This window comes from Azospirillum sp. Sh1 (assembly GCF_008365135.1).
In the GTDB taxonomy this organism is placed as follows: domain Bacteria; phylum Pseudomonadota; class Alphaproteobacteria; order Azospirillales; family Azospirillaceae; genus Azospirillum; species Azospirillum oryzae.
Map to the genome: position 1 here is coordinate 23,913 of NZ_VTTK01000022.1, position 26,260 is coordinate 50,172.

35 protein-coding genes are annotated in these 26,260 nt (G+C 65.0%); 19 read left to right on the forward strand and 16 right to left on the reverse strand.

The annotated features are described in order from the left end of the window. The first annotated feature begins 122 nt into the window (after positions 1–122). Positions 123–779: a helix-turn-helix transcriptional regulator gene (locus FZ029_RS20595; RefSeq protein WP_149271512.1), complete on the forward strand. Its 657-nt coding sequence runs from the start codon at positions 123–125 to the stop codon at positions 777–779. Positions 780–793: 14 nt separating this feature from the next. On the opposite strand, the gene FZ029_RS20600 is transcribed toward FZ029_RS20595, so the two are convergent. The 13 genes from FZ029_RS20600 to FZ029_RS20655 all read right to left on the reverse strand — a co-directional run bounded on the left by FZ029_RS20600 (position 794) and on the right by FZ029_RS20655 (position 10,079). Continuing rightward, complete coding sequence (locus FZ029_RS20600) at positions 794–1,576, reverse strand: hypothetical protein (RefSeq protein ID WP_149271514.1); 783 nt, start codon at positions 1,574–1,576, stop codon at positions 794–796. 171 nt (positions 1,577–1,747) lie between these two features. Beyond that, positions 1,748–3,133 carry a hypothetical protein gene (locus FZ029_RS20605; protein ID WP_188051996.1) on the reverse strand — a complete coding sequence of 462 codons (1,386 nt, stop codon included), beginning with the start codon at positions 3,131–3,133 and terminating at the stop codon, positions 1,748–1,750. Positions 3,134–3,218: 85 nt separating this feature from the next. After that, the gene (locus tag FZ029_RS20610; protein ID WP_149271517.1) at positions 3,219–3,521 is read right to left on the reverse strand and encodes a hypothetical protein; all 303 of its coding nucleotides are present in this window, start codon (positions 3,519–3,521) and stop codon (positions 3,219–3,221) included. Continuing rightward, the gene (locus FZ029_RS20615) at positions 3,521–3,829 is read right to left on the reverse strand and encodes a hypothetical protein (RefSeq protein WP_149271519.1); all 309 of its coding nucleotides are present in this window, start codon (positions 3,827–3,829) and stop codon (positions 3,521–3,523) included. The genes FZ029_RS20610 and FZ029_RS20615 overlap by 1 nt, the downstream gene beginning before the upstream one ends. After that, on the reverse strand, positions 3,819–4,010 hold the full coding sequence (locus FZ029_RS20620; RefSeq protein ID WP_149271521.1) for a hypothetical protein: 192 nt from the start codon (positions 4,008–4,010) through the stop codon (positions 3,819–3,821). Before FZ029_RS20620 ends, FZ029_RS20615 begins: the two co-directional genes overlap by 11 nt. Further along, positions 4,003–4,341, reverse strand: coding sequence for a hypothetical protein (locus tag FZ029_RS20625; RefSeq protein ID WP_149271523.1), 339 nt, complete (start codon positions 4,339–4,341; stop codon positions 4,003–4,005). The genes FZ029_RS20620 and FZ029_RS20625 overlap by 8 nt, the downstream gene beginning before the upstream one ends. Positions 4,342–4,374: 33 nt before the next feature. Beyond that, the gene (locus tag FZ029_RS20630; RefSeq protein WP_149271525.1) at positions 4,375–5,118 is read right to left on the reverse strand and encodes a methyltransferase domain-containing protein; all 744 of its coding nucleotides are present in this window, start codon (positions 5,116–5,118) and stop codon (positions 4,375–4,377) included. Beyond that, entirely contained in the window at positions 5,118–6,272 is a 1,155-nt protein-coding gene (locus FZ029_RS20635; protein ID WP_211104183.1) for a DNA cytosine methyltransferase, read from the reverse strand. Before FZ029_RS20635 ends, FZ029_RS20630 begins: the two co-directional genes overlap by 1 nt. After that, a complete protein-coding gene (locus FZ029_RS33325; RefSeq protein ID WP_211104184.1) occupies positions 6,269–6,547 on the reverse strand; it encodes a hypothetical protein in 279 nt (92 codons plus the stop codon). Before FZ029_RS33325 ends, FZ029_RS20635 begins: the two co-directional genes overlap by 4 nt. Next, on the reverse strand, positions 6,547–7,473 hold the full coding sequence (locus FZ029_RS20640; RefSeq protein ID WP_188051998.1) for a hypothetical protein: 927 nt from the start codon (positions 7,471–7,473) through the stop codon (positions 6,547–6,549). Before FZ029_RS20640 ends, FZ029_RS33325 begins: the two co-directional genes overlap by 1 nt. Then, the gene (locus tag FZ029_RS20645; protein WP_149271529.1) at positions 7,473–8,378 is read right to left on the reverse strand and encodes an asparagine synthase-related protein; all 906 of its coding nucleotides are present in this window, start codon (positions 8,376–8,378) and stop codon (positions 7,473–7,475) included. Before FZ029_RS20645 ends, FZ029_RS20640 begins: the two co-directional genes overlap by 1 nt. Further along, the gene (locus tag FZ029_RS20650) at positions 8,378–9,280 is read right to left on the reverse strand and encodes a hypothetical protein (protein WP_149271531.1); all 903 of its coding nucleotides are present in this window, start codon (positions 9,278–9,280) and stop codon (positions 8,378–8,380) included. The genes FZ029_RS20645 and FZ029_RS20650 overlap by 1 nt, the downstream gene beginning before the upstream one ends. A 130-nt stretch (positions 9,281–9,410) precedes the next feature. Beyond that, a complete protein-coding gene (locus FZ029_RS20655; protein WP_149271533.1) occupies positions 9,411–10,079 on the reverse strand; it encodes a ParB/RepB/Spo0J family partition protein in 669 nt (222 codons plus the stop codon). A gap of 181 nt (positions 10,080–10,260) precedes the next feature. Between FZ029_RS20655 and FZ029_RS20660 the strand changes: the two genes are divergently transcribed. The 16 genes from FZ029_RS20660 (at position 10,261) to FZ029_RS20735 (ending at position 20,790) form a co-directional block, all read left to right on the forward strand. Next, positions 10,261–12,123 carry a DEAD/DEAH box helicase gene (locus FZ029_RS20660; RefSeq protein WP_149271535.1) on the forward strand — a complete coding sequence of 621 codons (1,863 nt, stop codon included), beginning with the start codon at positions 10,261–10,263 and terminating at the stop codon, positions 12,121–12,123. A gap of 84 nt (positions 12,124–12,207) precedes the next feature. Continuing rightward, entirely contained in the window at positions 12,208–12,993 is a 786-nt protein-coding gene (locus FZ029_RS20665; protein ID WP_149271537.1) for a hypothetical protein, read from the forward strand. Positions 12,994–13,016: 23 nt separating this feature from the next. Beyond that, positions 13,017–13,268 (forward strand): hypothetical protein, encoded by a 252-nt coding sequence (locus FZ029_RS20670; RefSeq protein ID WP_149271539.1) that lies wholly within the window; start codon positions 13,017–13,019, stop codon positions 13,266–13,268. A 21-nt stretch (positions 13,269–13,289) separates the two neighbouring features. Then, positions 13,290–14,741, forward strand: coding sequence for a DnaB-like helicase C-terminal domain-containing protein (locus FZ029_RS20675; RefSeq protein WP_149271540.1), 1,452 nt, complete (start codon positions 13,290–13,292; stop codon positions 14,739–14,741). Then, positions 14,725–15,339, forward strand: coding sequence for a hypothetical protein (locus FZ029_RS20680; protein WP_149271543.1), 615 nt, complete (start codon positions 14,725–14,727; stop codon positions 15,337–15,339). Before FZ029_RS20675 ends, FZ029_RS20680 begins: the two co-directional genes overlap by 17 nt. 78 nt (positions 15,340–15,417) lie before the next feature. Then, on the forward strand, positions 15,418–15,774 hold the full coding sequence (locus FZ029_RS20685; RefSeq protein WP_149271545.1) for a hypothetical protein: 357 nt from the start codon (positions 15,418–15,420) through the stop codon (positions 15,772–15,774). A gap of 15 nt (positions 15,775–15,789) precedes the next feature. Then, complete coding sequence (locus FZ029_RS20690) at positions 15,790–16,269, forward strand: hypothetical protein (protein WP_149271547.1); 480 nt, start codon at positions 15,790–15,792, stop codon at positions 16,267–16,269. A 33-nt stretch (positions 16,270–16,302) separates the two neighbouring features. Beyond that, the gene (locus FZ029_RS20695; protein ID WP_149271549.1) at positions 16,303–16,497 is read left to right on the forward strand and encodes a hypothetical protein; all 195 of its coding nucleotides are present in this window, start codon (positions 16,303–16,305) and stop codon (positions 16,495–16,497) included. A 99-nt stretch (positions 16,498–16,596) separates the two neighbouring features. Beyond that, on the forward strand, positions 16,597–17,679 hold the full coding sequence (locus tag FZ029_RS20700) for a hypothetical protein (RefSeq protein WP_149271551.1): 1,083 nt from the start codon (positions 16,597–16,599) through the stop codon (positions 17,677–17,679). 61 nt (positions 17,680–17,740) lie between these two features. Then, positions 17,741–18,334 carry a hypothetical protein gene (locus FZ029_RS20705; RefSeq protein WP_149271553.1) on the forward strand — a complete coding sequence of 198 codons (594 nt, stop codon included), beginning with the start codon at positions 17,741–17,743 and terminating at the stop codon, positions 18,332–18,334. Next, a complete protein-coding gene (locus tag FZ029_RS20710; protein WP_188051999.1) occupies positions 18,334–18,795 on the forward strand; it encodes a hypothetical protein in 462 nt (153 codons plus the stop codon). Before FZ029_RS20705 ends, FZ029_RS20710 begins: the two co-directional genes overlap by 1 nt. Then, positions 18,795–19,217, forward strand: a complete 423-nt coding sequence (locus FZ029_RS20715; protein ID WP_149271557.1) for a hypothetical protein — start codon at positions 18,795–18,797, stop codon at positions 19,215–19,217. The genes FZ029_RS20710 and FZ029_RS20715 overlap by 1 nt, the downstream gene beginning before the upstream one ends. A 71-nt stretch (positions 19,218–19,288) precedes the next feature. After that, complete coding sequence (locus tag FZ029_RS20720; protein WP_149271559.1) at positions 19,289–19,846, forward strand: hypothetical protein; 558 nt, start codon at positions 19,289–19,291, stop codon at positions 19,844–19,846. Further along, positions 19,846–20,169 (forward strand): hypothetical protein, encoded by a 324-nt coding sequence (locus FZ029_RS20725; RefSeq protein ID WP_149271561.1) that lies wholly within the window; start codon positions 19,846–19,848, stop codon positions 20,167–20,169. The genes FZ029_RS20720 and FZ029_RS20725 overlap by 1 nt, the downstream gene beginning before the upstream one ends. Continuing rightward, a complete protein-coding gene (locus tag FZ029_RS20730; protein ID WP_149271563.1) occupies positions 20,166–20,354 on the forward strand; it encodes a hypothetical protein in 189 nt (62 codons plus the stop codon). The genes FZ029_RS20725 and FZ029_RS20730 overlap by 4 nt, the downstream gene beginning before the upstream one ends. A 76-nt stretch (positions 20,355–20,430) precedes the next feature. Further along, positions 20,431–20,790, forward strand: coding sequence for a hypothetical protein (locus tag FZ029_RS20735; RefSeq protein ID WP_149271565.1), 360 nt, complete (start codon positions 20,431–20,433; stop codon positions 20,788–20,790). On the opposite strand, the gene FZ029_RS20740 is transcribed toward FZ029_RS20735, so the two are convergent. The 3 genes from FZ029_RS20740 to FZ029_RS20750 form a co-directional block, all read right to left on the reverse strand. Beyond that, positions 20,787–21,641, reverse strand: a complete 855-nt coding sequence (locus tag FZ029_RS20740) for a replication initiation protein (protein ID WP_188052000.1) — start codon at positions 21,639–21,641, stop codon at positions 20,787–20,789. The genes FZ029_RS20735 and FZ029_RS20740 overlap by 4 nt on opposite strands. A 479-nt stretch (positions 21,642–22,120) precedes the next feature. After that, a complete protein-coding gene (locus tag FZ029_RS20745) occupies positions 22,121–22,387 on the reverse strand; it encodes a hypothetical protein (protein ID WP_149271569.1) in 267 nt (88 codons plus the stop codon). Further along, positions 22,380–23,012, reverse strand: coding sequence for a ParA family protein (locus tag FZ029_RS20750; RefSeq protein ID WP_149271571.1), 633 nt, complete (start codon positions 23,010–23,012; stop codon positions 22,380–22,382). The genes FZ029_RS20745 and FZ029_RS20750 overlap by 8 nt, the downstream gene beginning before the upstream one ends. A 203-nt stretch (positions 23,013–23,215) precedes the next feature. On the opposite strand from FZ029_RS20750, the gene FZ029_RS20755 reads away from it, so the two are divergent. Together FZ029_RS20755 and FZ029_RS20760 are read left to right on the forward strand one after the other, a co-directional pair. Next, on the forward strand, positions 23,216–23,530 hold the full coding sequence (locus FZ029_RS20755) for a helix-turn-helix transcriptional regulator (RefSeq protein WP_149271572.1): 315 nt from the start codon (positions 23,216–23,218) through the stop codon (positions 23,528–23,530). 128 nt (positions 23,531–23,658) lie between these two features. Then, positions 23,659–26,247 (forward strand): hypothetical protein, encoded by a 2,589-nt coding sequence (locus tag FZ029_RS20760; protein ID WP_149271574.1) that lies wholly within the window; start codon positions 23,659–23,661, stop codon positions 26,245–26,247. Positions 26,248–26,260: the final 13 nt, after the last annotated feature.

Consider the following 26,260-nt stretch of genomic DNA (forward strand, 5'->3'; position numbering starts at 1 on the left):
CTGTATGTAGACCTCTAACGCTTCGTTAACGAAATCCTAGGGTATTAACCTTAAAATCGGCCCAAAGGTCGCGTTTCTCCTTCACCGCGGAGGCCCGGGCCAAGCGCCCTTGTCAATCGGCCATGCAGAAACTGCAGGGCGAGCAAGCTGGCGCAACATGGTCAGTCTTCGTTCGACAATACCGCCAACGCTATGGATTGAAGCAGGAGGCGCTCGCGGCCTTGGTCGGCGTGCGTCAACCCACCGTCGCGCGCTGGGAGGCCGGCGAGGCGATGCCCGCTCTGCACCGGCGGGCCGGCATCCTCAACGCGATGCGCGAGCATGCCGCCCTGCATGAGCAGGGACTGATTGCCGGGCCGCCCGTCGCACCAGAACCAGTGATCGCTCCGGACACGCTGCGGGCGCTGGTACGCACACAAGACCCGGCGTCGCTGCTGTCGTCGGACTTTATCATAGTCGACGCATCGGAATCGGTTCACCGGGGCTTCGCGCTGCGCGGGGAGACGCCGATCGGCGTCGACATCAGCAAATTCCAGACGCCGGGCTTCGAGGCCGTCATCAAGACGCTTGGCCGCGATCTATTGAGGCCCGGCAGCGACTTGCTGTCGATCTCCTTCGACGACGATTCCGTGCTGATCGACGGCAAGCGGCTGCGGCGCACCTGGACGGCAATGGAAGTCGCTGGCGAGCGCTTCATCTTCAACATCGACCGCTTCTATGTCGACCCGGAGGAATCGACAGGTCTCAACCTGTCGATCCTCACACGGGACGATCTTTAGAGTGACGCCCGTGCCTACTTCCCCGCCCGGGTGAGCGGCTTCACCAAAAATTTCGTCAGCAGCAGGAACGCCAGCAGACACGCGGCCAGCACCGGGAAAAACAGCACCGGCCAGCCCATTGCGACCTCACTCCAGCTATGAGTGCGAATGGCCTGGTTGAAGTGCTCGGCACCTGCATTCGATATACATGAGGTCAGATCATCACCCAAGTTTCCGTTGGTATAGTAACGACTGTCAGGTTGTTTTCTCTCTATATAGCTGCGGTATTTTTGTCTTATCGAATCCATGTGGCGATCTACCAAATCTCTCTGTAGATCGCTCAATTTGTCGTAGCCGTACCCATCCCCTGCGGCTACGACCTCGTAGCATTGCCTCCCTGTCAGAGCCGTGAGCGAGTGCCCATCGCTATTGGTGTAGACAAGAGGTGCTTCATCATCTCGGCTGCTCGAGTAGGGGTAGGTATTGGCATAGTGCTTCCGATACTCGCCCCTGATGATCTCAAACAGACTACCACTCAACCCAAAAAACACCAGCATGACAACCACAAGGCGCGTGATGTAAAACATCTTTCGGCCGGTACTCTTCGCTAGCGCGACCGACGCTCCTTTCATTTCCTTCATCCTGGCGTTGCTGTGGGCGTCTGATAGGAGACGGGCAAGCAGTTCGACATACAGAGCTTTTGCCTTTTGCAGATCTCCCTCAGAGCGGGCCATAGCTTTGACCCATAGATCTTCACGCCGGAGGCCTTGCTCGATCTCCCGCATCGCCTCGCCGTAAAACCGCTCCTGCACGTCCATCTTTTTGCCCCCAGCCGAACAGCTTGCTCGCCGTGGTCGCAGTCGGCCATCGGCAAGGAAGGCAAAAGGGTTACAGATATCCAGACTTTAGTTCAAACTTTTGATAGCGATCTACTGAACCGCGAATCACGTACCGCTGATGCCGGGCTTTGGAAAGCTTGGCACACCTGTTCAGGCGGCGATTGCCGAAGCGAACTGCGCCTTCACGCGCTCCAGGCTGTCGGCCTGGGCCTTGTCGGAGCGGATCTCGACATAGCGCGGCAGGAACAGCGAGTGCAGGTTGTTGCTCTCGCTGGGCAGCATGATCGAGTTCGCGCGCACCGTCATGATGCGGCCGATCACGTCGTTCCGGTTGGCGTGCAGCTCGGCGCGCTTGGCGTCGGTGAAGCCGGACACGTCGACGACGAGCTGGCCGCAGGAGGTGCGGCAGGTGATCGAGCCGAAGGTGCCGGCGTTCTTGCCGTTGCCCGGCACGAAGCCGGCGATCTCCAGGTCGACGTCGACCTCCAGCTTCAGCTTCACCTGTTCCTTCGAGGTGCCGTCGCGCCAGATCGCGCTGTGGCGCTTGATGATCGTGCCCTCCTTACCCTGTCCCAAAAGCTCGCGGTAATGGGCATAGGCATCGTCGAGGGAGTGAACGATGCGGGTGTCGATCAGCCGGATCAGGGCCTCGCGGTTGGGAAGGGTCGCGGCGAGCTGTGCGTTGATGCCGGCCAGACGCTCGGCATAGCCGACGGCGTGCTTGCCCTTGGCCTTCACCGCGTCGAGCGGGATTTGGTCCCAGGCCATGTAGATCGGCTGCTCGCCGGGGCCGAACTCGCCACCCTTGGCGACCGAGTTCAGGATGCCGTTGCCGATCTCGCGCGCCAGGATGATGCCGTCGCGCATGACCAGCAGCTCGCCGTGATTCTGGGTGCCGGGCTTCAGCCGGCGCAGCGCCTCGGCGGCCAGCTCGGCGAACGGCTCTATTGGGAACTCGGTGCCCTGCCGGCTCGACAGCGTCACCGCGCCGTCGGCGCTGATGTCGAGGTTGGCGAACATGCCGTCCGCCTTCTCCTGGCTGACGACGCCGGCCGCCCAGTCCCACTCGCCGAGCTTCACGTCCTTTGGCAGCGAGCAGCGCATGTAGGGGAAGGTCGGGATCAGGCCGGGCCTGACCTTGTTCACCGTGCTCGCGTCGATGCCGGCCCGCAGATCCTTGAGGATGATGCGCTGGAGCGCGGTGCGCAGGCTGACGGCCGCGGCCGGGTCGTGCGGCACATAGGCGAGCAGCTTGGCGATCATGCCACGCGCCGCCTGCCCGGTCAGCTTGCGGGTCGACAGCGCGTCGAGCGCATTGAAGATCAGGGCGATGTCGATCGCGGAGGAGGCCGGATGCGGCTCGGGGTCGGGCAGGCGCTGGATGTAGAAGCGATGGAACGGCGACAGCGCGTAGCTCAGCAGGCGGGCAGTGTGCTCGGCATGTTCGCCGGCCAGCGCTTCGGCGACGATCGCCTGCTTCTCGTTCTTGGAGCTGGTCGCGGAACAGCGCGCCAGCATGTCAGCGAAGGATGACATCGGCATAAGGTTCTCTCACAAAAAACTTCATTCATCGCTGACTATATCGCTCGTGAGAGAAGAGGCAATAGAAGATGCGCCGTTATCATCCATCGCTGAATGGTGACTGCCGGGCCAGCAGCGCGCCGAGCAGATAGAGGCGGCTCCAGGGCATCGCCGGCGAGATCGCGGTGCTGTCGAGATCCCAATCCTCGGCATCCCAGTCATAGAGCACCCGCACCTCGTAGCGGCGACCGCTCTCGGTGCAGCGGACGGCGAACACATGCCGGGAGACGGTCCTGCCCGCCGGCGTCGTCTGCATGCGGCCGTCGCGGCGGGCGACGACGGTGAGACGCGGAGCGCTGGCGGCGAGGACCGGCAGGGCCGGAACGGCGATCGGGAAAGCCATCAGCGGATGTCCCTGGCGATGCGCTGGATGCGATAGCCGTACCGCTCAACCATCCGCGCCATGTCCTCCAGCGCGGCGTGGTGGGTCGTCACGACCATGCCGGATTCGTCGTCGCCGCGGGCCTGGGCTTTCGAGCGTTCGGGGAACAGGGTGATGAGGGCGAGCCGGGTCTGCCGGTCGTCGTCCCAATCGAGATCCTCGTAGACCTGATAGGTGCGCGGGTCGTCGGGGTCGGCGAGCACGATCCGGCGGTTCGCGAAATCCCCGCGCACGCGCAGCGCGTTGATGAGCACCAGATCAGACGACATCGAACGCTCCGTCGTCGTCGGCCCGCTGGCAGCGGTCGTGCCACTCCCGCTCCTTGGCCGCCCTGGTGAAATCCTCGGACAGCTCGCGCAGGCCGGCCGCGGTCATATGCTTGAGGTACACGACGCCGTCGACGACCGCGAACACACCGGCGGCGCTGGGCTTGATCGCGATCTCAGGCAACGTCTCCTCCCGCCGGCTGGTCGTTGGCCGCATCGTCGTCGCCGGGAATGACATCGCCCTCGCCCAGCAGCCGGCGATGGCACGGGTGGCGGTCGACGACGATCACCGGATCCGTGCCGAGCGCTTCGCACCAAGCCGGCGTGTTGGGGATCAGACCCTTGCCGCGGGTGCTCATCAGCGACAGCCGCTCGCGCAGCGTCTTGTCGTTGGTCAGGCTGGCCTTAGCCTGCAGGAACGGGTGCAGCGGAATCGCCGCCCCGAAGCCGAAGGCGCGGGCATGGGCGACGGCCGGATGCTCGAAGATCGCGCGGGTGATCGTGGAGGTGCTCATGGCGTCCTATTTAATATTCATCGCTGACTGATATTAAAGCGCCCGCTTCACGAGCGCCAGGCCATAAAACTCACCGAACTGGAAAATCCGCTCGCCGTCGAAGTCGTGCAGGCGCGCCAGTTCCAGCACCGCACCCTGATCCGTCGGCCGCTGCTCGCCGCGCAGCGACAGCTCCTTCGACACGTAGGCGTCGGCCGGCGAGCCGGAGCGCAGCTTGGACGCCAGCAGGGCGGTCTTGGCCGCGGTGGCGACGGCCGGCACGCCGAGATAGCCCTTGTCGACCAGGATCACCGCGCCGCCCGGCACGACCGCCTCGAACAGCTTGGCGAGGAACTGCTCGCGCTCGCCCGGCCGCATGAACATCAGCGTCAGGAACAGCACGGCGACGTCAGGGCGCTTGCGGGAATAGTCGACCGTCTCCGCGTCGATCGTCCACAGCTCGCCGGTGCCGGCCCAGTTCTTCGTCATCTGGTGCGATGGTTCGATCGACACGAACGTCGCGCCCTTGGCCTCGCGGGTGTCGCACAGCAGTTTGGTGATGTTGCCGGTCGACGCGCCGATGTCGTAGACCACGCCGCGCTGTGGCAGGAAGCTCACGACGAGGTCGCAGACGTAGCGCGACAGGGCGTCGTACCAGGGGAGCTGCTCGCGCACATGCTGCTCGAACTTGTCGGCGACGGCGTCGGACTTGAAGGACCAGGCCGCCGGCGTCTCGTCGGCCTGGAGCCGGGTGGCGTTCTCGATGAACACGTCGTTGGTCAGGTCATGCTCGGGCATCAGATCGTCTCCTGCCAGATGCCGCCGGCGAACCGGGCGGTCGCGCGGGGCCGGGGCTTCAGAATCTCGTCGCGGATGGTGCCGGCGATGGCGGCCATCATCAGGGGCGGCACGGAGCGGCCGACGCGCTCCCAGCGGTGCTTGAACTTGTTGTCGTCGGCGAAGCGGAAATCGTCAGGGAAGCTCTGCAGGCGCACAGCCTCCTGGATAGACAGGGTGCGCGGCTCGGCCCAGTGGCACAGGCACGGCACCTTGCCGGTGATCGTCGGGCAGGGCTGATGGGGCGGCAGCTTGAACCAGTTGAAGCGCGCCTCCTTGCCCGGCTGCGACCAGCCCAGCTTGCGGTAGGCGTAGGTGAAGCAGCCCTGCTCTTCCAGAACGCTTGCATGTTCCCAGGCCATGCGCGTCCGCGAGCCTTCCTTCAGCCAGTCGCAGTCCTTACTCCCTGGGGGCGGCGAGGGAATGTCGGCGATGGCTTCGGCGACGCTGACAATCTCGCTGGCCGGCAGCGGACGGGGAAACACCGGGTCGCGCAGCAGATCCTTACGCACGCCGATGAAGATCACGCGCTCGCGCTTCTGCGGCACGCCCAGGCGATGCGCCTGCACCATCTGCGCCACGACCCGGTAGCCCGGCCCGGCCGCTTCCAGCGCCCGGTGAATCTCGGCGAAGTAGCCCTTCGCCACGCCCTTGAATAGGCCCGACACGTTCTCGGCGACGAAGGTCTTCGGCTGAAGCCCGCCCAGCATGCGGGTGAACTCGAAGAACAGGTCGTCGGAGCGCTGGTGATAGGAACCGGAATAGTGGACCTCCTCGCCCCAGGCCTTCTCGCGCAGGCCGGAGGTGGAGAAGGTCTGGCAAGGCGGCGAGCCGTCCAGCACGTCCAGCTCGCCCACGTCGACGCCGGCCAGCTCCAGCAGCTCTTGCGGCTGCACGGTGCGGATGTCGCGCTCAATGACGGTCGTCGAGGGGGCGTTGGCGCGGTAGGTCGCCGCGGCCTTGTCGACGAACTCCAGCGCCACCGGCACCTTGTAGCCCGCCATCTTGTAGCCGGTCGAGCTGCCCCCGCCGCCGGCGAAGGTCGAGATGACCTTCAGCCCGGCCGAGCCTGCCAGCTCGTTGTTGATGACGTCGATGGACGGCACGCGGATCACTGTGCGCGCTCCTTCGTACCGCCCTGCATAGCGGCCTTGACCTGCGCGGCGACGGCGCGGGATTCGGCTGCCTGGCGCGCTTTGCGCTCGCGCAGGTACTTGTTGTTCTCCTCCTCGATGCGGCCCTTGTAGAGCGCCAGCACGTCCTCCAGCAGCTTCGCCTCGTCGCGCCAGAAGATCGCGCGCAGCCAGCCGACGGCCGCCAGTAGCAGCGCGACGACGAACGCCGCGGCCAGGATCAGCAGGGGAGTGATTTCGGGGATGAACTCGAACATCAGGATCTCCGAACGGCAAGATCGAGAAGCCGGCGCACGAAGCCCTGCGGCTCATGGAGGGTCTTGCCGGTCTCGTCGGTGTAGAGGGAGCGGTCGTTCAGTACGGGCTGGGTGTTGATCTCTAGGAAGCGCGCCCGGCCGCCGCTGACCATGAAGTCGCTGCGCGAGATGTCGCGGCACCCGATCGCCCGGTGCATGCGCAGCGCCGCCGCGCGCATCGCCAGCGCCAGTTCCGCCGGCAGGTCGGCCGGGACGCGGGTGAAGCTGCCGTACCAGTCCAGCTTGCACTCGTAGCTGTAGAAGCTGTGGCCCTCGGCCAGCTCGCTTTCCGAGACGGCCATCGCCCGGTCCTCCAGCACCGCGACCGTGAAGTTGCGCGGCGTGTCGGCCATCGCTTCGACCATGACGATCTCGTCTGCCGGGCCGGCGGCGAGCAGGGCGTCGCGGTCGAGATCGTCGGGCGCGTGACAGATCAGCACGCCCAGGCTCGACCCGCTGTAGACCGGCTTGACGACGCAGGGGAACGGCAACGTCGTCCGGTGCGCCAGCAGCTCCTCCCGCGAGCCGACATAGAGCGTCGGCAGCACGTCGATGTCATGATCGAGCGCCACGCCCTTCGCGCGCACCTTGTCGAAGGCGATGCGCGACGGCAGCGCCGGCGAGTGGGTGTAGGGCACCCCGGCGGCGTCCAGCGCGGCTTGCACCGTGCCGTTCTCGCCCTCGCCGCCGATCGTCGCGTTGAACACGACGTCGGGCCGGTGCGAGCGGATCGCTTCCACCAGCCCGCCCTCGGCCACCTTGGCAGGGTCGAGCGTCATCAGGCCCAGGTCAGGCTCCAGGCAGAGCAGCGAATGGACGTAGGAGCCGTTGTCGAAGGAAGGGGCGTATTCCGACGTCCGCCCGCCATAGAGGATCAGGACGCGCATCACAACAGCCCCTTTGCGATGTCCATGTAGATGCTGACGACCGCCTTCGCGCCGCGCTTGTTGTAGCGCGGCTCGTTGCACAGGGCCTCGTGCATGTCCTTCAGCTTCGAGTTGATCTGGTAGTTCGACGGCTTGCGCAGGAACGCGCCCTGCCGGTAGTAGTCCTCGAAGGCATAGACGCTGGCCGCCTTCGGGAACGGCTTCTGCAGGTCGAACACCGACCATTTGCCGAACCACTCGATCAGCCGCCGGTCGCCGCTGTAGAGGTCGATCAGCGTTTTGCCGTAGCTCCTGCCGAGCCGGATGATGTTGGCCGTCGAATGGTCGAGATCGCCTTCCCAGCTCCGGCCCCGCCAGCCCTGGTCCCACACCGCCTTGTCGGCGACCTCCCGGGCCTCGGCCGGCGTCTTGCCGTCACGCTTGGCCGCGGCGACGGTCATGTTGATGAACTTCTGGAGCTTGCCCTGGGTGCCGAACTGGTCTTCCGCGCCCAGGCCGCAGAATGCCAGATCGCTCTGCATCGCCGGGTAGAGATAGAGCCAGGGGTGCATGCACTGCACGATGGTCGGCTTGCGCGGGTTGTGCGCGGCCGGGATGATCCGGCGCAGATCGCGCACGAGCTGATCCATGTCCCAGGGGATCGCCACCTCGCGCAGGGTCAGGCCGAAATGCTGGCACAGCGCCCGGCTGGCGATCAGATCTTCTGACGGGCTTTTGTCGATGTAGAAGGTGAAGCAGGTTGGCCGCCGGCCGCTCTCCAGCATCGCAAACAGCAGGGTCGCGCTGTCGATGCCGCCGGACAGGGCCAGTTCGGCGGTGCGGTTCGGGTCTTCGCGCTCGATGCGCTCGATCAGGAGCTGGCGATAGACCTTCAGTTCGGAATTGGGGATGGGGATGGACGTCATCAGGCGTTCTCACAGATGGAGCGGCCGGCGGCGCTGCCGGCCGCGATGACGATGTCGGCAATGGCGATGCCGGACAGGTAGACGGCGGCCCCGCCGGGCTGGGCGGCATCGCGGAAGTCGGGCGAGCGCATGTCGCGGCCGATCACGACCGGCTCGCTGTCCCACGGCCAGTCGTAGTCGCCGGTCGGATGGGCGTTCATCTGGCCGAGATGGTCGCAGAAGCTCGGCAGCGCCGAGCGAAAGCTCGCACCGAGCTGCCAGCCGCCGTCCTGGGCGACAAACAGCAGCGGCGCGTCCCCGCCCTCGCCGACGAAGTCGTCGATCTCCAGCACCTCGGCCCGGTCGCGGATCGTCGTGCATTCGATGACGACATCGCAGTCGGCCAGCGCCCGGGCGCGTTCGACCAGCACAGCGCCGGCCGGAAACAGATGCGCGTTCTTCGTTGGGTTGCGCGGGCTTGCCTTCAGCGAGAACTGCTCGCCCGACACGCCGAACAGCGACTGCAGGATGCGCGCGGTCGCGAGGTTCGTGCGCCCGGTGCCGACCAGGCCGTAGCGCAGCCCTCCGGCCACCTTTCGGCCGAAGAACAGGTCGACGGCCAGCGCAGCCATCAGACCGCAGCGCTCGCGCGTGAGCTGGACGCTGTCGACGTTGGCGACCACAGAGCCGTCCCGGTCGAACACGATCGTCCGCGCCGTCATGCCGCCCGTGCGTTCGTCGACCCGGATGATCTTCGTACCGAACAGGCCGTCGGTCGTCATCGCGGGCATCACGTTGCCGTAGACGCCGAGCATGTCGCCGTCGCGCTCCAGGTCGACGGCGATCTTCGTGGGGTTCGAGGTGGCCGTCATCGCCAGATATTCGTGGCGCAGCCGGTCGTAGAGGGAGTCGATGGGCTTCATAGCGGCACACCGAGCAGGCGGGCCATGCCGATCATCAGGCCATCGAGCAACAGCTCGCGATTCCTTGAAGTCATGTAGAGATGAAAGAGAATCGGATGGGTGATGTAGAGAGGCATGGCCGGCCACCCTGTCAGTCGTTGAAGCCGAACTTGCAGCGCGGGCAGACGTGCGCGAAGGTCAGGCCGCTCGGATCGAGGGTCTTGAATCTGTCCGGTTCCTGGGCTTCGCTCTCGTCGTCTTCATCGTCTTCGGCGCTGGCCGGAGCATTGCTCGGCTTGTCGTCGCCGGTGCTCAGCGTGAGCTGGCTGGTGTCGACGTTGATGAGGTCGATCATCGCCTGCACGCGCTCGGGCGTGTAGGGCAGGCTTTCGACAACGGCGGTCACGCCAAGCTCGTTCGACAGGTCGGCGACCATCTCGGCCAGCTTGACCGCGTCGAACTCGCCGCGCAGCGTGTTCGCCTTCACCGTGATGAGCTTCGCGTGCTCGTCGGTGATCGGGCCGAGATTGATGATCGGGATGCGCTTCATCCCGATGTCGAGGGCCTCCTTGTAGCGGTGCTCGCCGTCGACGATCTCCCACAGCGCCTCGGTCGTGCCCTTGCGCGCCGGCGGCAGCGGACGCACCAGGACCGGCACGATGAAGCCGTCCTTCTCCAGCGCCTTGCGCAGCTTGTCCCGCATGAAGCTGTCCATGCGGTTGGGGTTCCAGGTGTTCGGCGTCAGGGACGAGATGTCGACCAGCTTGTCGGCGAGGTCGTCGGGGATGGTGATGCCGGCTTCGATGACGGGGTCGCTCATAGGTTCCTCATGAGGAAGCGCAACCAGATGGTTGCCTTATATTCACCGCTAACTTATAATTTGGGGCCTTTAGGGGTCAAGCGGAAACGCTGGAGCAATTGCTTAATTGCTCAATTGCCCTATGTACGTTGCGCGATGATAATGTGACAGTCGAATCAAGCGCTTGAGAGGTGATGCTGCGATGCCGATCATCGCGATGAACAATGTCGGAGCGAAGCTGCTGGGCGCGGACGAGCGCGCGATCGCCATCGTTTCCGACGCGCTGTCGTATGACGACGAGTCCGCCAAGCGCCGGAGCGGCATCTTCGGCCAGCTCAACTCCAAGCGCACCTTCCTGCGGTTCCCGGAGCTGATCTGCGAGGCCGGCTTCGTCCCGGTGATCCAACAGGCGCTGGCCGAGGCCGGCTATGCCGTCGCCATCCATGACCAGCGCAACGCCCTCGACTGCCAGGGTCCGGCCATCGACCTGCAGAACCCGACAGGTTGGGAAACCTGCGACGACGGCAAGCAGTACCCGCTCTATGGCGGCTATCTCGACGGCATCGAGCTGCGCGACTACCAGGCCAACGTCGTCGAGACCTTCGTGCTGGAAAAGCGCGGCATCATCCAGGCCGCGACGGGAGCCGGCAAGACCGAGTGCGCCGCGGCCATCATCAAGCGCGTCGCCCGCCCCGCCCTGTTTCTCACCCACAAGCTCGATCTGGTCGGCCAGACCCGGCTGCGCTTCAAGAAGCGGCTCGGCATCAACGCCGGCATGATCTCGGAAGGCGAATGGCTGCCGGGCGAAGTCACCGTCGCCACCGTGCAGACGATCATGGCGCACTGGACCCGCATCTGGTCGGGCCGGTTGCGCGTGCGCGTCGTCGACCAGACGCTGGTCGGCCCGATCAAGGCCTACAAGCAGGCCAAGCGCAAGACCGCGGAGCTGAAGGCGGCGGCCGACCGCGCCGAGGCCGAGATCAAGCGCCGCGGCCACTGCTACGTCATCGACCCGGCGACGGCCCCGTCGAAGAAGCCCCGGCCGCTGACCGAGGTGGTCGAGAAGCGCGTGCGCGGCCTGACCCAGGAGATGGCGCTGGAGACGGCGCGCGGGATCGAGCATGTCGAGGAGGTGCTGTCGCTGACGCTGGTCGACGAGCCGATCAACCGCGTCATCGAGTTCTTGCGCACCATCGAGCTTCTGATCGTCGATGAAGCCCACAGAAGCTCTGGGAATGGCTTCTTCACGATCATCAGCAACTGCCCGAACGCCTATTTCCGCGCGAGCCTCACGGCGACGCCGCTGATGAAGGGCAAGCGCGAGGATGACCTGCGCCTGATTGCCACGTCCGGCCGCATCATCTGCCGCATCACGAACGGCGAGCTGATCCGCCGCGGCATCCTGGCGACGCCCTACTTCCGCTTCAACGAGGTGCCGGCCTTCGGCTTCAACGAGCGTGAGGTGCGCCGGGAGATCGTGAAGTCCGGCAAAAAGGTCCAGGCCAGCGCCATCTTCCAGGCGGCCTACCGGATGGGAATCGTTGAGAACGACGTGCGCAATCGCATGGTCGTGGAGGACACGCAGGAGTTGGTTGCCGAGGGCCGCAAGACGGTCGTGCTGTTTCAGCAGCAAGATCACGGCAAGCGCATTTACGACATGCTCCTCGCTGCAGGGATGCGCTGTCGGCTGCTCTACGGGGAAGACGACATCGACGTGCGCGAAGACGTCAAACGGGCGCTGCGGGAGGGCGAGATCGACGTGATGGTCGCGTCGACGATCCTCGACGAAGGCATCGACGAGCCGTGCATCTCCGGCATCGTGCTGGCCGGCGGCGGCAAGTCGAAGATCAGCCTGTTCCAGCGCGTCGGCCGGTCGGTGCGCAAGAAGACCGGCGAGGAGCTGCGCAAGCTCGGCAACACCGCCCGGATCATCGACTACATCGACACCGGCAGTCCGCACCTGAAGAAGCACTCGGCCTTGCGGTTCAAGGCAGTCCGGGAAGAGGACGGCTGGATAGTCGAGGCGATCCGCATGTACGAGGACAGATACCGGCGGGCGGCTTGACCGTCATTTCTCTCTATAGAGTATATTTACATATATAATATACTCTTCTTTCTGTTCTCTTCTCTTGAAGAAACGGTTTTTGTGATGATCGAAGTGGATCTGTCTTCCCTTCAAGAGTATGTCGAGAGCGGCGAAAAGCCTCGCCGGGCCGCCAAGCCGAAGCCCACGCCGGAGAGCATCCGGCTGAAGGCGCTGGAGCAGCATGCCGGCCCGGAGGAGGAGGCCCTCGACAAGAGCTGCTGGTTCCCCTACCGGCGCATGCCGGCCTTCGAGCGGACCTGCCTGTTCGTCTTCGTCTACGACGCGGTGATGTCGGCGCATCTGGTCAGCCAGAATGCCGGCAACTTCTCGCTGACCGGCCGGGGCAAGGTGTCGGTCCTGAAGAAGGCCGAGAAGGAATCGCCATGGTTGTCGGTGAAGGACGGCGTGCCGCAGCTCTCCCGGCGCTGGCTCGGCTACATGAAGGCCCGCCGGCAGGCCGACGCCTGGTTCATGAGCTATGCCGACTATGTCGCCGGGGCGCTGCACGCCGCCCAGAAGCGCAACTGGCCCTACATGCCCTCGCCCGGCCAGCTCACCAGCGACAAGCTGCTCGGCCGCGCCGACGGCTTCGAGGAAGCGACGATCCCCTGGTATTATCGCGACCTGTACCGGGACAAGGTGCGCTTCTGCGACGCCCCCTACTTCCAGGCCCAGCATTACCGCGGAGAGCCGCTGCAGGTCGAGTATCTCGCCTACATCGCCGGAACGCTGCGCTCGACGACCGGCGACCGGGCTGCCGATCTGTGGGCACGCTATCAGCGCGATGGGAAGATCACGTCTTCCCTATCGTTCGCAGACGCGCTATCACAGTATCGTGTTTTTCAGTAAACGATGACAGAAGGTGACAAGTTATGAATGTTGCCGCGTTCACGCCGGAGCGCCGCTACCCCGTCTCGCGGCCGACGGTCAATGAGGTGGGCGTGCTGGCCGATCTGAAGACCAAGGGAGCGGCCATCACGGTCAAGCCGAAGGGGCAGACCGAGCTGATCGGCCGGATCGTCTGGTCGGATTTGAACTGCATCGCCGTCGAGGTTGCGACCGGCCGCGTCCGGGTCTTCAACAAGATCGAGCTGGAGTTCTGGGAATACGCCAGCGCCCACTGAGCACGCCTGGAGATCGTGTGTATGTCGAATAGCCCCGTTACCATCCCCACCGCCTTCGCCGGCGTCACGGCGACCGTCAACCCCGCCACGGGAGCCGCCAGCGCCGCTGCCGCGCCGGCCGCCTTCACCCCTCCCCCGCCGCCCGAGGCGACGCCCTTCACCGACCCGGAGTTCGGCTCGAAGGTGCTGGCGCTGCTGGCGCTCGACGACCGCTATGCCCGTGAGGCCGCGAGCTACCTGAAGCCCGGCCATTTCGTCGGGCCGGTCGACCAGAACCTCGCCAAGATCATCCTGGCCTATGTGCGCACCTACAGCCAGCTCCCGGGCGACATCAAGGCGCTGGCCGAGGTGGTGAAGGCGCATCCCGACGTGCCGGCCGCCGAGAAACCGCTTTATGCCCGCCGGCTGGTCGAGCTGCACACGCTCAACCAGGCCATGCCCAACCGGGCATGGATTCGCGACCAGGCCGTCGACTTCTGCAAGCGCCAGGCCCTCATCATGCTGGCGAGCGAAATCCCGACCCTGCTGTCGAAGCCGCACGCCGATTTCGGCAAGATCCGCGACGAGCTGCACCGCACGATGACCATCGGCGAGGGGCTGGGCGCGAATTTCCGCAACCTCTTCGACGCCGCCGAGATCGAGCGCCGCCGCGAGCGCCGCGACGCCACCGCGACCGGCAAGGGCCGGCTCGGCGTGCCGACCGGCATCGCGTCGCCGCGCTACAATCTCGACGACCTGCTCTATCACCGCGGTTGGGAGCGCGGTGCGTTCACCGGCATCATGGGCCGGGCGAAGATGGGCAAGACGACATTCTGCGCGCAGAGCGCCCTGCTGTCGGCCCAGCTTCACGGCCAGAACTGGCTTTACGTCTCGCTGGAGGTGTCGGACGAGATCATTGAAGACCGCACCGACGCGATGCTGACCGGCGTCAAGATGACCGATCTGCTCGCCAGCCGCGACGCCATCGCCAGCCAGGTCAACGGCCTGACCAAGCTCGGCAAGTTCTTCGTCGAGCGCTATCCGGCCAACACCCTGACGACCGACGCCACCGACGCGCTGGTCGGCCGCTATTTCGACCGCGGCATCAAGCTGGACGGCGTCGTGGTCGACTATCTCGGCATCATGCGCGTCACGCCGGCCGACGACCGCTACATCGGCCTGGGCAACGCGACCAAGGAGCTGCGCCGCATCGCCGGCAAATACGACGTCGCCATGCTGTCGCCGATCCAGACCAACCGCGACGGCGTCGGCAAGGCCAATGCCGGCATGGACAAGGTCGGCGAGAGCTTCGCGATCGTCCAGGACTGCGACCTGTTGCTGGCACTGAACGCGACCGACCAGGAAATCGCCGCCGGCGTCCGTCGGCTCACCGTCGCGGCCTCGCGCAACACCGGCGGCTTCACGATGAAGGTGAAGTCGAACATGGAGGTGATGCGCATCGTGGAGGACGTGCTCGATGTCACCTACGACTAAGGAGCCGTTCGTCCCGGGCGCGGACGGGATTCCGCTGATCTGCGAGGAGTTTGCCCAGGCGGCGATGGCACGCAACCAGCGCGCGGTGTTCGTCGGCGTGTCGAGCAGCAGCCGGCTGTCGCGGCGCGTCGACCGGGCCTGTGCCCGGGCCGTCGCCGCCTTCCCGCTCGACTTCATCACCACGCGGCCGGATGGCGAGCGGCGCATCTGCACCGACCGCCTGACCGGCGTCGACCTCCTGGTTTCCCGCGCCCCGGCCCAGGCCCACGAGTATCCCGAGATCCCTTGGGCCTTCTGGATGAAGAGTTCCTACGAGGTGGCCGTGCTGCTGGCCGACAAGGCGTCCGATCTGCTCTGGATCGACCCCGGAGTCGTCCCGGCGGCACGCGAGTTCGAGGAGCGTTTCTTCGACATGGACTGGCAGGCCTATTCCCGCGGCGTCCCATCGGCCATCGGCTGGCCCACGGCGCAGTGGGAGGCGGTTCAGGCGAACGCGAGCATGGCACGGGCCGCCACGCGGATCATCGAGCGGCGCTGGTTTCCGCGGGAGGAGGATTCTACCTCCAAAGTGGCACCCGAATGGAGCGAGGGTTGGTAGTTTCTTCTTGAATTTCACTAAGCGCTGACATATAAGCAACTCAGCTAATCGAGTGTTTTTGGAGAGGCAAAGCCAACCATGAAGTTTTCCGTCGTCGGGTCCAAGGCCTTTCGCGACGCCCATGATGCGTTCGCCGAAGCCAGCAAGGCAGCCGCTGAAGGGCGCGAACTTCCGCCGGCTGAAACCGCCGAGTTCGAGACGACCGCGCTGGTCAACGACTTCTACCGCGTCCACACGCTGACCGTCGGCGAGGACGGCAAGCTGGCCGTTACCGGCCAGTTCTTCGCCCGCACCATCGACGACATCTTCGCCGGGGCCGGCGACCGCGGCCTGATCCGCTACGAGCGCATCAACGTCTTCCCGTTCCGCCAGCCGGCCGAACGTGCCCCGCGTGCCCCGCGTGCCTCCCGAAAGCTCGCCACCGCTCACGGCTGATCCCGAGGTGCCCCGATGACCCAATTCAAGCTCGGCCAGACCATGCGTGACCGCGCCTCCGGCTTCACCGGAATCGCCGTCTCGCGCTTCGACTTCCTCAACGGCAACGTCCAGTACAGCCTCCAGCCGAAGGCACCGGAAGGCGCGACGACCCTGCCCGAGGCCGTCAGCTTCGACATCCAGCAGCTCGAAGTCGTCGATGCCGGCATCAGCGACACCGCCAGCAAGCCCGCCCGCACGCCGATCCGCGTCGGCCAGAAGGTAAAGGACACGATCACCGGCCTGACCGGCGTCGCCACGATGCAGGCGACCTACATGAACGGCTGCGTCAGCTTCCTGGTTACGCCGCGCCGCCGGCTCCTGCGCGAGAACGACGCGGAATGGGTGAGCAGCGTGCGTCTGACCGCCATCGACGAGAAGCCCGCCATCGAGCCGCCCAAGTCCGAGAAGCCCACCGGCGGCCCGCCGATGCGCGGCGTTCCCCGCGCCGCCTGATCTCTCACCCACCGCTCAGCAATAGGAAAGACCATGAGCACCAGCACCTTCGCCGTCGGCAGCCGCGTCACCTTCCGTCCCGGCCGCTCCAAGACTTTCGTCACCGGCGTTGTCGAGCAGGTCATCCTGCCGACCACGACCGGCCGCGGCGCGTCCGTGTTCCTGGCCGTGAAGTGCGACGACGGCGTCGTGCGCAAGACCCGGCCGGGTGCCTGCCGGGCCGCCTGACGGCCGAGCCGATGGGGTCATTGCCCTATCGTCTCATTGCTCTATTGACCAATGGGCCGGGCGCTGTCGCCCGGCCCGCGGCGTTTCTAGGGAACCCCAATGGCGGTTGATCTCCTGCAGCGGGCCGTCCAGGCCTTCGACGTGCGCGATTGGCTGTCCGAGCGCGTGCGTGTCCACAAGTCCGGCCCGACCAACATCTCGGCGAACGAGTGCCCGATCTGCGGCAAGAAGAACGCGAAGTTCTACGCCCGCGCCAATGGCGACCGGCACAACGGCAGCTTCACAGCCTACTGCTGTCATCACTCCGGCGGCCTGCTGACGCTGATCGGGCTGGTCGAGGGCTTCACGCGCGAGGAGGCGGTCGATTTCCTGATCGAGCGGCTGGAGGGCGAGGAGACGCGCATCATCCCGGTCCTGCGCGAAGCCGAGCCGGCCGTCGAGCAGCGCCCGCTCCCTGACTTGCCGCAGCCGCTCTACCCGGCCGTTCCCGACTATCCGATCTTCGTGAAGGGCGAGCAGCGCACGCTCGCCTGGCGCGGGGCCGACCGCTACATCATCGACCGGCACGGGCTGGGGCTGACCTACATCGGCACGGTCTACGGCAAGGACGACCGCGGCCGGCCGCAGCGCCGCAAGGATCTCGACTACCGGCTGGTGATCCCGATCCGTCGCGGTGCCGACGTCATCGGCTGGCAGGCCCGCGACCTCACCGACAGCTCCAAGCGCAAGTACCTGTTCCCCGCCGGCGACATGTCGCGCGAATGGCTCTACAACCTCGACGCCCATGAGGGCGCGACGATCATCATCACCGAAGGCGTGTTCCACAAGTGGGCCTGGGATCGCTTCGGGCTGCGCTACGGCTGCGGCTATGACCGGATGGCCGTCGCCAGCTTCGGCAAGAGCCTGACTGCCGCACAGATCGACCTGCTGATCGCCCGGCCGCAGATCACCGACGTCGTCCTGGCCTGGGATCTCGACGCCGCCCCTGAGATCGACAAGATCGCGAAGCTGCTGGTCGGCCGCAAGCGCGTCCATGTCATGCACGCCCACCCGTCCGGACGCGACCATGACGAGCTGGACGATGCCGAGCTGGCCGGCCTGCTGCGCGGGATCGAGCCGTACACCCCGGAGCTGGGCGTGCGCATGAAGACTGCCCTCGCGCTCGCCAACATGGCGCGCTAGTTCTTGCCGCATTATCAGTCATCGCTTAACATCATCTTATCGTTTGTTTGTGGAGTTCGCTATGTCCCTGGATTCCCTCGACCCCGCCTGGGCCAAGCTGGTGCAGGAAGGCTACGCCGCGGTGACAACGGACACGACGCCCGACAGCAAGCCCCGCATCGTCGAGCTGGCCGAGATCGTCAGCCGGGCGGCGCAGCATTTCGTTCAGGTCGGCCCGGCCGTCGTTCTCGACGCCGCGATCCTGCTGCTCGACAGCAGCAAGGGCGGGCGCGGCATGCGGATCTTCGTGAAGGCCGCCGACGCCGCCGGCGAGTTGCACAGCCTGATGCTGAGCGGCAACACGAAATACATCGACCTCAAGCTGCGCGAGTACCGCAGCGCCAAGGACGACACCTTCAAGTTCGACAATTCCGCTGAATTAACAGAGGACTACCTGTTCTACCTCGCCCGAAAGGCGAACAAGTTAAAGCGGAATGGCAACAACGCGCCGGACATCAATCCGTCCTGGTCGAGCGCGGTGCTCGCCGAGGTGAAGGCCCGCTGGCAACCCGCTGCCGCGACACCGATAATCGCACCGCCGACGTCGACGGTGCTGCCCTGGCAGACGGCACCGGCTGCGCCGGTTGTGGCCGGTGAATGGTCGGAGGGCTGGTGATGTCGACCATCAAGATTCGCGTCACCTATCTGGAGTGCCGCACCGGCCACTCGAACAAGTGGTATGTCGGCGTCGACCTGTCCGAGGCGATCGCCGACGGCGAGGAGCGGGCGCTGGTCGGTCATGGCCCGATCGGCTCGATCCAGTCGCTGACCGCGACGACGGTACGCGACATGAGCGCCAAGCTGCGCCAGAAGCAGTCGGCGCGGAAAGGCTACGACAGGGCAACGTTCGAGTTCGGCTCGGCCTGGGGCCGCACGCTCGCCGAGGCGCTGATCCGCAAGACCAAGGAGCTGCTCGGCAGCACGCTGGGGCCGGCCGTGGCAAGCGTCACAACGGAGATGGATGGCGCGGGCGGGCTGTGGCTGAAGCTCGATCTCGGCGAGATCGCGGAGACGCCCGCTCCATCCGCGCCGGCCGATGTCGTGCTCGACGACGCGCCATGGGCCGAGGGCTGGTGATGCCGGCGCTGGGAACGCTTGAGGCCGACTTCATCCTGATGGCCGACGAGCTGCTGGTCTGGGCGATGAAGCGCCAGCTCGATCCCGACCGCCCGGAGGATCTCGCCGAGATCCGCAAGAAGGCGCTTCAGCTCTTCGAGATGGACATCGTCCACGGCATCTTTCACCACGCCGACCAGGTTGTCGCGGACATGGTGGCGCGGGTCACGCGCGATCTGCGCAGCGAGAAAGGCGTGCTGGAGACGATCAGGGCGACGATGGCGCGGATCAGGCGGCACGAGGAGCATCGGAGCGCCGTCGAGGAGCTGCAGGCCCTCCAGCGCCATCTGCCGCTCCTTGAGCGCCTGTCGGCCCGCCTGGAGGAATTGGCGGCACCGCTGCTCGAACAGCGCGCGGCGTATGAGGCATGCGAAGGGTGGTAACGCTTGCGCTCGCCGCGCGGCGTTTCAGCATGCGACTATCATTCATCAATGAGTGTTTGCGAGGTCTTGACATGAACGTCGATGCCGAAGCCGGAAACAACTTCTTCCAGTTCCAGTGCCAGATGTCCGGCCAGCGCCATTTCTACGGCGGCTGCCAGTACCGGATCGCCAAGATTGAGGCGCGCGAGGACCGCGGTCGCTGGCCGGAATGCGTCGGCGCGCTCGGCCGCGGCCAGTGCCCGGCCAAGGCGATGTTCGAGAAGGAAGTCGCGCACTGGGCGACGATCTTCTACCGCGACCGCGACGACTGCGGCCCCGGCATCGTCAAGCGCGCCGAGCTGGGCATGCCCGCCCGCAGCGAGCGCGAGGTCGCCGAGCATCACGAGCTGCTCCGCCAGCAGGGCCAGCAGCCTTACAAGCCCGTCGAACTGACGGCCAAGCAGATCGAGGCGCTCGCCCGCCAGCGGCAGATTTCCGAGGCCATGAGCGCCGCCGTCGAGGCCCGCTCGAAGCGCTCGGGAAGCAAAAAGGACGCGCCCGCCCCGGCTCCCAAGCGCGACGTCGATCCGTTCGCCGGCATCGACCTGGGATCGCTCATCAACCAGGAGCTGGAGGGAGTGGCCGCCTGATGTCCCAACTCTACACCATCACCATCCGCCGCGTCCGGCTGCGCTATCTGGCCGACGGCACGCTGGTCGAGGAATCGGTGACGCAGACGATCAGCGGCCTGCCGCCGGCGCTGGTCGAGACGTGGAGGCGGGACTTCCCGCAGGCCTTCGTCTCGGCCATCGCAGAGGACGCGCATTACGACAAGCGCCGGCCCGGCCAGTATTGCAGCACCGGCGGCCGGCCGGGCATTGCCGAGCGCCGCGCCCAGGCCACGCGCAAGCCCTCGCCAGCGCCGGCCGGCATCGACCTGGGATCGCTCATCAACCAGCAGCTCCAGGAATGAGCGCCGACCGCTTTGTCGTCATCCGCAACTGCCCGCAGATGCCGCTTCTGGTCGGCGTGCGGGCACGGATCACCAACATCGACTATGTGCCGTTCGCCGAGCGCCGCAATGCGCTGGTCGAGGTCGAGACGCCCGCCGGGCATCGGGAGTGGCTGATGCTGTCGGACGTCTCGCTTGCGTCATGATGGCGCGGCGGGCTGGTTATACGGGATAGTCCGGTGTAGGTGTGCTGAGCGAATGCCACGATGGGAAGATAAGGAAATGACAAAAGTTACCGAGCTATATTTGGTGGAAAAAACCCATCACATCAAAACCTCTGACGGAAAAGAATATTACTATGGCAGTCTCCCAATGCAGCCGTACATAAAGTGGGTTGGGCTGAATGGAATAGACAACGAATATATCTATACTTTGCAGAAGTCTCTCGATGAGACCATTATCGGGTCAATAGTCTTTCGAGAGCTGCCACAAGGCGTCCATTTTGTTGGAGCATCAATTCTGGAGAGTCTTAGGAGACTCGACAAAGATCAAAGGTATTCGGATATTCTCGATAGGATACCGGCCGAACTTCTTGGGCAGCTTGCGGTAGACAACGCCCATCACAAGGATTTTAAAGGCTAGGTCTTCTTCTCGTCTCCAAGGAGGTCGAGCTGCACCGCGTCGACCTTCTTGGCGATCCTGGCCTTCCGCCCGACCTTGTGCCGCTTCACCTCGGCCGCGGCCTCCTTGAGCGCGTCCTCCTCCTTCGGGAACCAGCGCAGCTCGACATGGGTGATCGCCCGCCCCTTCTTCACCGGCGACACCTGGACATGACAGCTCGACAGCGCGTCGACCTCGGCGACGGCCGGCTCCAGGCAGAAGCGCCGGAAGTCCTGCCAGCGCTCCATCTTGCCCTTCGGCACGCCCAGCGCCGCGCGCAGCGCCTCCAGCTCGAACGTCTCGGTGAAGCGCCCGCGCAGGCCCGCCCGCTTCTGGACGATCTCGTAGAGCGCTTGGCTGTATTTCGAGGTCATCGCCAGCATGACCTGCGCCTGCAACCGACCCCAATGGTCCGACTTCGTGATGATCTCGATCACGGTGTCGGTGAAGCGGTAGTAGAGGTTGCCGTCCGGGTCGTCGTGGGTGAAGCGCGGGCCGAGGATGTAGTCCCTGTACCAGCCCGGCTTGCCGTCGCGCGTCTGCCGCATCTCGATCTGTACCGAGCGCAGCCGGTCGATCGTCTCATTGATCCGGTCGGTGCTGTCGTGGTTGCCGCGCAGCAGGCGCTTGGCGATGACATGTTCCTTCTTCTCCGTGATCGTCTCCCAGGCGTTGACGATCAGCAGGTTGAAGACGGTGCGGTCATATTGGGTCAGGGCTTCGCCGCCGCGAATCTCAATCAGCTCCCCCGGCTTGGGGAAGCTGCCATCGCCGCCTTCGTAGGCTAGAAGCGGTTGGCCGACGATCGGCTGGTTGACTGTCCGTGATCCCATGGGGCCGGACATTACATGGCCGCGCAGCGCGAAGCGAGCGCCAGCCCAATCCCTCACCCTTCAGCGTGGGCAGAATCCTGGGAATCGCCGGCCCCGGCCCGATTCCTCACCTTTGGCCCGCCCAATCTCTCACCTTTGCCCCGGCCCCATTTCTCACCCTTCGGCCGCCCGATTTCTCACCTTTCGGCACGGCTCGCCGACAAGCGGCCGGAGACGGCGCAAACCGCGACTCCGCCCCATTTCTCACCTTTGCCGGCAGCCAGATTTCTCACCCTGGGGATAAGTTGCCCGCCCGATTTCTCACCTTTGCAGGCCCAATAACTCACCAGAATCGGCCCCATTTCTCACCAGAATCGGCCAGATTTCTCACCTGAAGCGGTGAATCAGGATTGCGATTCAATGGCTTGCCAGAGCCAAAGTATGAAATAGGAAATTAGAAGTTAGGGCGGGAGCAATCAGCGCCCGCCCGGTTTCTCACCTTAGAAGCCCTGTGCGCGCAGCAGGTCGTCGAAGAACTCGCCGATTTCCTTGCCCTGGCTGACCAGATCGGCCTTCAGTTTCAAGGCTCGCGAGCGCTCCAGCCGGAAGCAGACGTTAACCGTGTCCTCGGCGAGCAGCCCAGGACGCTTCGTGCGATGACGCCGGCGGACTTCCTCGGATTCCGGGATCGCTTCCTGCGTCGACGCCGCGGCGGCAGCGCGGGCGCGGGAGGCCATCTCTTCCGGGGTCATTCGGGGCTTAGCCATTCTTCGTGATCTCCAGGATGCGATCCAGCAGACGGGTGATCTCGGCAGCGCCTGGGTTCTTCGGATCGACGTCCGACAGACCCAGGCCCTCCATTCCGTAGGCTCCGAAGCCGACACGGTCGCGGATCGGGTCGGCAACGATCGCCTTGCCGCCGCTCAGCCCCGACACCACGATCGGCACCTCGGATTCCTGCTTTTCGGTTTTGATGCGGTTGGGCGCGACGAGCGGAATCTTGCCGGCCTTGTCGACCACCTCGAAGGTGCGGCCGAACGCGAGATAGTCCGGGCCGGTCGGCTGAAGGGGGAAAACGACCAGATCGGCGACCGTGACCGCCGGCTTGATCTCGGCTTTCTTACCGGGGGTGTCGATAAGAATGAAGTCCCACTCCTTCGACTGGATCTCCTTGGCGATCCGCCCTTCCAGCCGCGAAACATCAAGAGCGTGCAGCTCCATGCCCGTCTTGTTCTCGCGCTCCCGGTATAAACCTGCGAGCGTGCCCTGTGGGTCGATGTCGACCAGGAGCACTTTAAGTCCGCGAGAAACCATCTGAATCGCCAATTCCCAGGCGAGTGTGGTTTTCCCGGCACCGCCTTTGGAGGCGATGAACGAGACGGCTTTGGTCATACGATAAGCCTATTGGTCAATTGAGTCATGAAACTAACCTAGTAGGGTTTTCACTAACCCGCATTAGGCTTGTTTGCCTGTTGAAAGCGGCAGTTATCGCGCTTATCATTCATCAAAGACTGAAGACAGTAAGTTATGACTGTAGGTAGCAAACTACCTATGGTGAGGTCATCGGCCTGGTGAATCAGATTTGGGTGAAATCAATGGCATCGTACCTCGATTTAGTGCTCCCCGGTGAAATCGTGGCGCAGCGTCGCAAGGAGCTGCACATGACCCAAACCGAAGTGGCGAAGAAAATGGGCTACCGCAACCCCAACTTCGTCTCGATGATGGAAAGCAACAGCAGCCGCGTCCCGATCGAGCGGTGCTTCGAGCTTGCCGATATTCTTGAGATGGACCGCATATGGTTCCTTAAGCGCGTGCTCGGCGATCATTATCCACAAGTCTCCGAAGAGTTGTTCTCCGCCGCCAGCCTGCGTCGCCTCCTCGATGAGGCCGAGCAGAAGGAGGCCGCCTGACCGGGCGGCCTTCCTATTCGTTTGTCCATTTTAAAAAGGCCCAGCTCGCTTTCGCTTCGTGCTGGGCTTTTCTTTCGCTATCGTTTATCAGTCAGCGATGACATATCGTGTGTATGTAGGAGGAACGAGTGCCACGCCCGCTGAAAAAGCTGTCTGCCCGGCCGGCTGAGCCGCTCCCCGAGCTGCCGCCGCTCAAGCGCGAGAGCAAGATGGAGGCGCTGCGCCGGACTGCCGCGATCATCTCCGGCAATTTCGGCATCCAGGTCGTGTTCGCCGGCAACCGCGCCTACACCGACTTCAAGCGCATCGTCGTGCCAAGCCTGCCTGACAACGCGCCCGACGATCTGGTCGACGCGATCACCGGCTATGTCGACCATGAGATCGGCCATATCCTATTCACCGATCCGAACGAGAAGCGGCCGTTCCGTGAAAAGGATAAGCGCGCCCAGTTCATGACCAATGCGGTCGAGGACGTGCGGCAGGAGTTCCAGACCGCCAATCTCTACCGCGGCATGGGTCTTAACCTCGACCGCTCGGCGATCTGGTCGATCTCCAAGATCCGGGAGAACTGGCAGAACGACGACGCCTACCCGGCCTTCAGCCGGTTTCTCGTTCTTGCAATCTGCTGGTGGCGGGCAAAGGTCGGTGGCCTGCCGGAAGCCCAGCAATTTCTCGACGACTGCGGCGGCGAGACGCTGAAGGTCGTCAAGCACTTCGCGGCGCGCATCGAGAAGTGGCACACCCTGCCCTCGACGGCCGCGGCCTATGACGAGGCCAAGGCGATCCTGGCCGAGCTGGACAAGCTCAACCAGCAGGCCAAGCAGCCGCCGATGCCCCCTCCTCCCCCGCCCCCGCCTTCCCAGCAGCCCAACGAAGAGACGGGTGAGGGTGGCGGCCAGGGCCAGCAGGACGAGCGCGACAGCAGCGGCGAAACCGAGAACGAGGAGTGCTCGTCGAACGCCGATCCCGATGAGCCTGTCGAGCAGGACGATGACGGCGGCAACAGCGAGGGCAGCGCCGGCAGCGACAGCGACGAAGAGGCCGAACACGACGAGGCGTCCGGGGTCGATGACGCCGACGGCGACCAGGGCGAGGGGGAGCAGGATGACGAGCAATCGGCCGGCGGATCCGATCAGGACGATGCTGACGATGGCGATCAGGGCGGCGATGGTAGAGCCGGCGGCGACGGCGCTGATGAAGGAGCTGACGACGATCAGGGCGATGGCGATGCTGCCGGCCCGGCCGCTTCCGAAGGCGACGAAGACGAGGCTGCTGGCGACGACGCCGATGACGGGGACGACGGCTCTGCTGGCGGCGATGCTGATGGCGAGGACGCCGACACCGGCGCAGACGCGAACGGCGCTGGAGGCGATGGCGACGCAGATGATGACGACGCTGCGGACGCTGGAGACGACAGCGAAAGCGATGCGGGCGGCGCTGGAGGCGATGCCGGCGAAGATGGCGCAGACGGCGAGGACGATGAGGGCGACGCCCCGGCCCCTGGCGATGACGGTGCCGGCGATGAAGATGGCGATGCCGCCGGCGACAGCAACGGCGACGATCCGGGAGGCGATGGAGAGGGCGAGGAGGCTGACGACGAGCCGGTAGAGGACAGCCAGGAGGCCAGCGACGGCCGCGGCACCGATGACGTCGCCGAGGGCGGACCGAGCGGCATGCGCGGCGTGCTCGATGCGCTGTGCGGCGAGCAGAAGCGCGAGGCGCTCGAAAAGTCGTCGACCCTGCACGCCGTCATGCAGAGCGAGATCGAGGTCGACAGCCGTGCCGTCACCGGCCATCGCGCCTACACCGAAGAGTTCGATCAGATCATCGAGCCGGTCGGCGAGGCGACGCTGGAGAGCTACAGCCGGGCCTACGACGCGGTGAAGCCCTACGTCAACGTCATTGCCGGCGTGCTGACCCGTGTTCTGCTGTCGCGCACCACCGCGACCACGCTGCGCGGCCGGCACTCGGGCGCGGTCAGCTTGAATGCGATCAGCCAGCTCCGCGCCGGCCAGTCGAACGTCTTCCAGACCCGCCAGGAGGGCGCGAAGCTCGACACTTACGTCGAGCTGGTCGTCGATCACAGCGGCTCGATGGACGGAAGCAAGATCGAGACGGCGATGCAGACCTGCATCGCGCTTGCCGAGAGCCTGGCGAAGATCGGCATCCCGTTCGGCATCTCCGGCTTCACGACCGGACTTGGCTGCGAAGAGCACGAGGCACAGGACAAAGATCTGTGGCGACGCGCCCGCGATTACGTCTATGGCGCGTTTGCCAATCCCGATCTGGCCGACTTCGAGCGGATCGACCCGATCGTCGAGTTCCGCTACAAGACGCCCGAAATCCCGTTCGCCCAGATGAAGACCAAGCTCGCGCTGATGCCCGGGCAGATGATGGGGGCCAACGCCGACGGCGACAGCATCTACAAGATCGCCAAGCGCGTCTCCCGCCGGCGGGAAAGCCGCAAGGTCATCATCGTCATGTCGGACGGCTTCCCGGCCGCGCGCCAGGGCAAGAACATCGAGGGCGACGCGGCCGAGCGCTACATGGCCCATGTCGCCAAGCTGCTCGCCCGGACGCCGGGCCTGGAGCTGGTCGGAATCGGCATCATGTCGGACGCGGTGAAGCACTACTACCCGCGCTGCGCCGTCATCAACAACGTCGCCGATCTGCCGGCCGTGGCGATGAACGAACTCAAACACGCCCTGATGGGGTAATAGAGGAATAGCT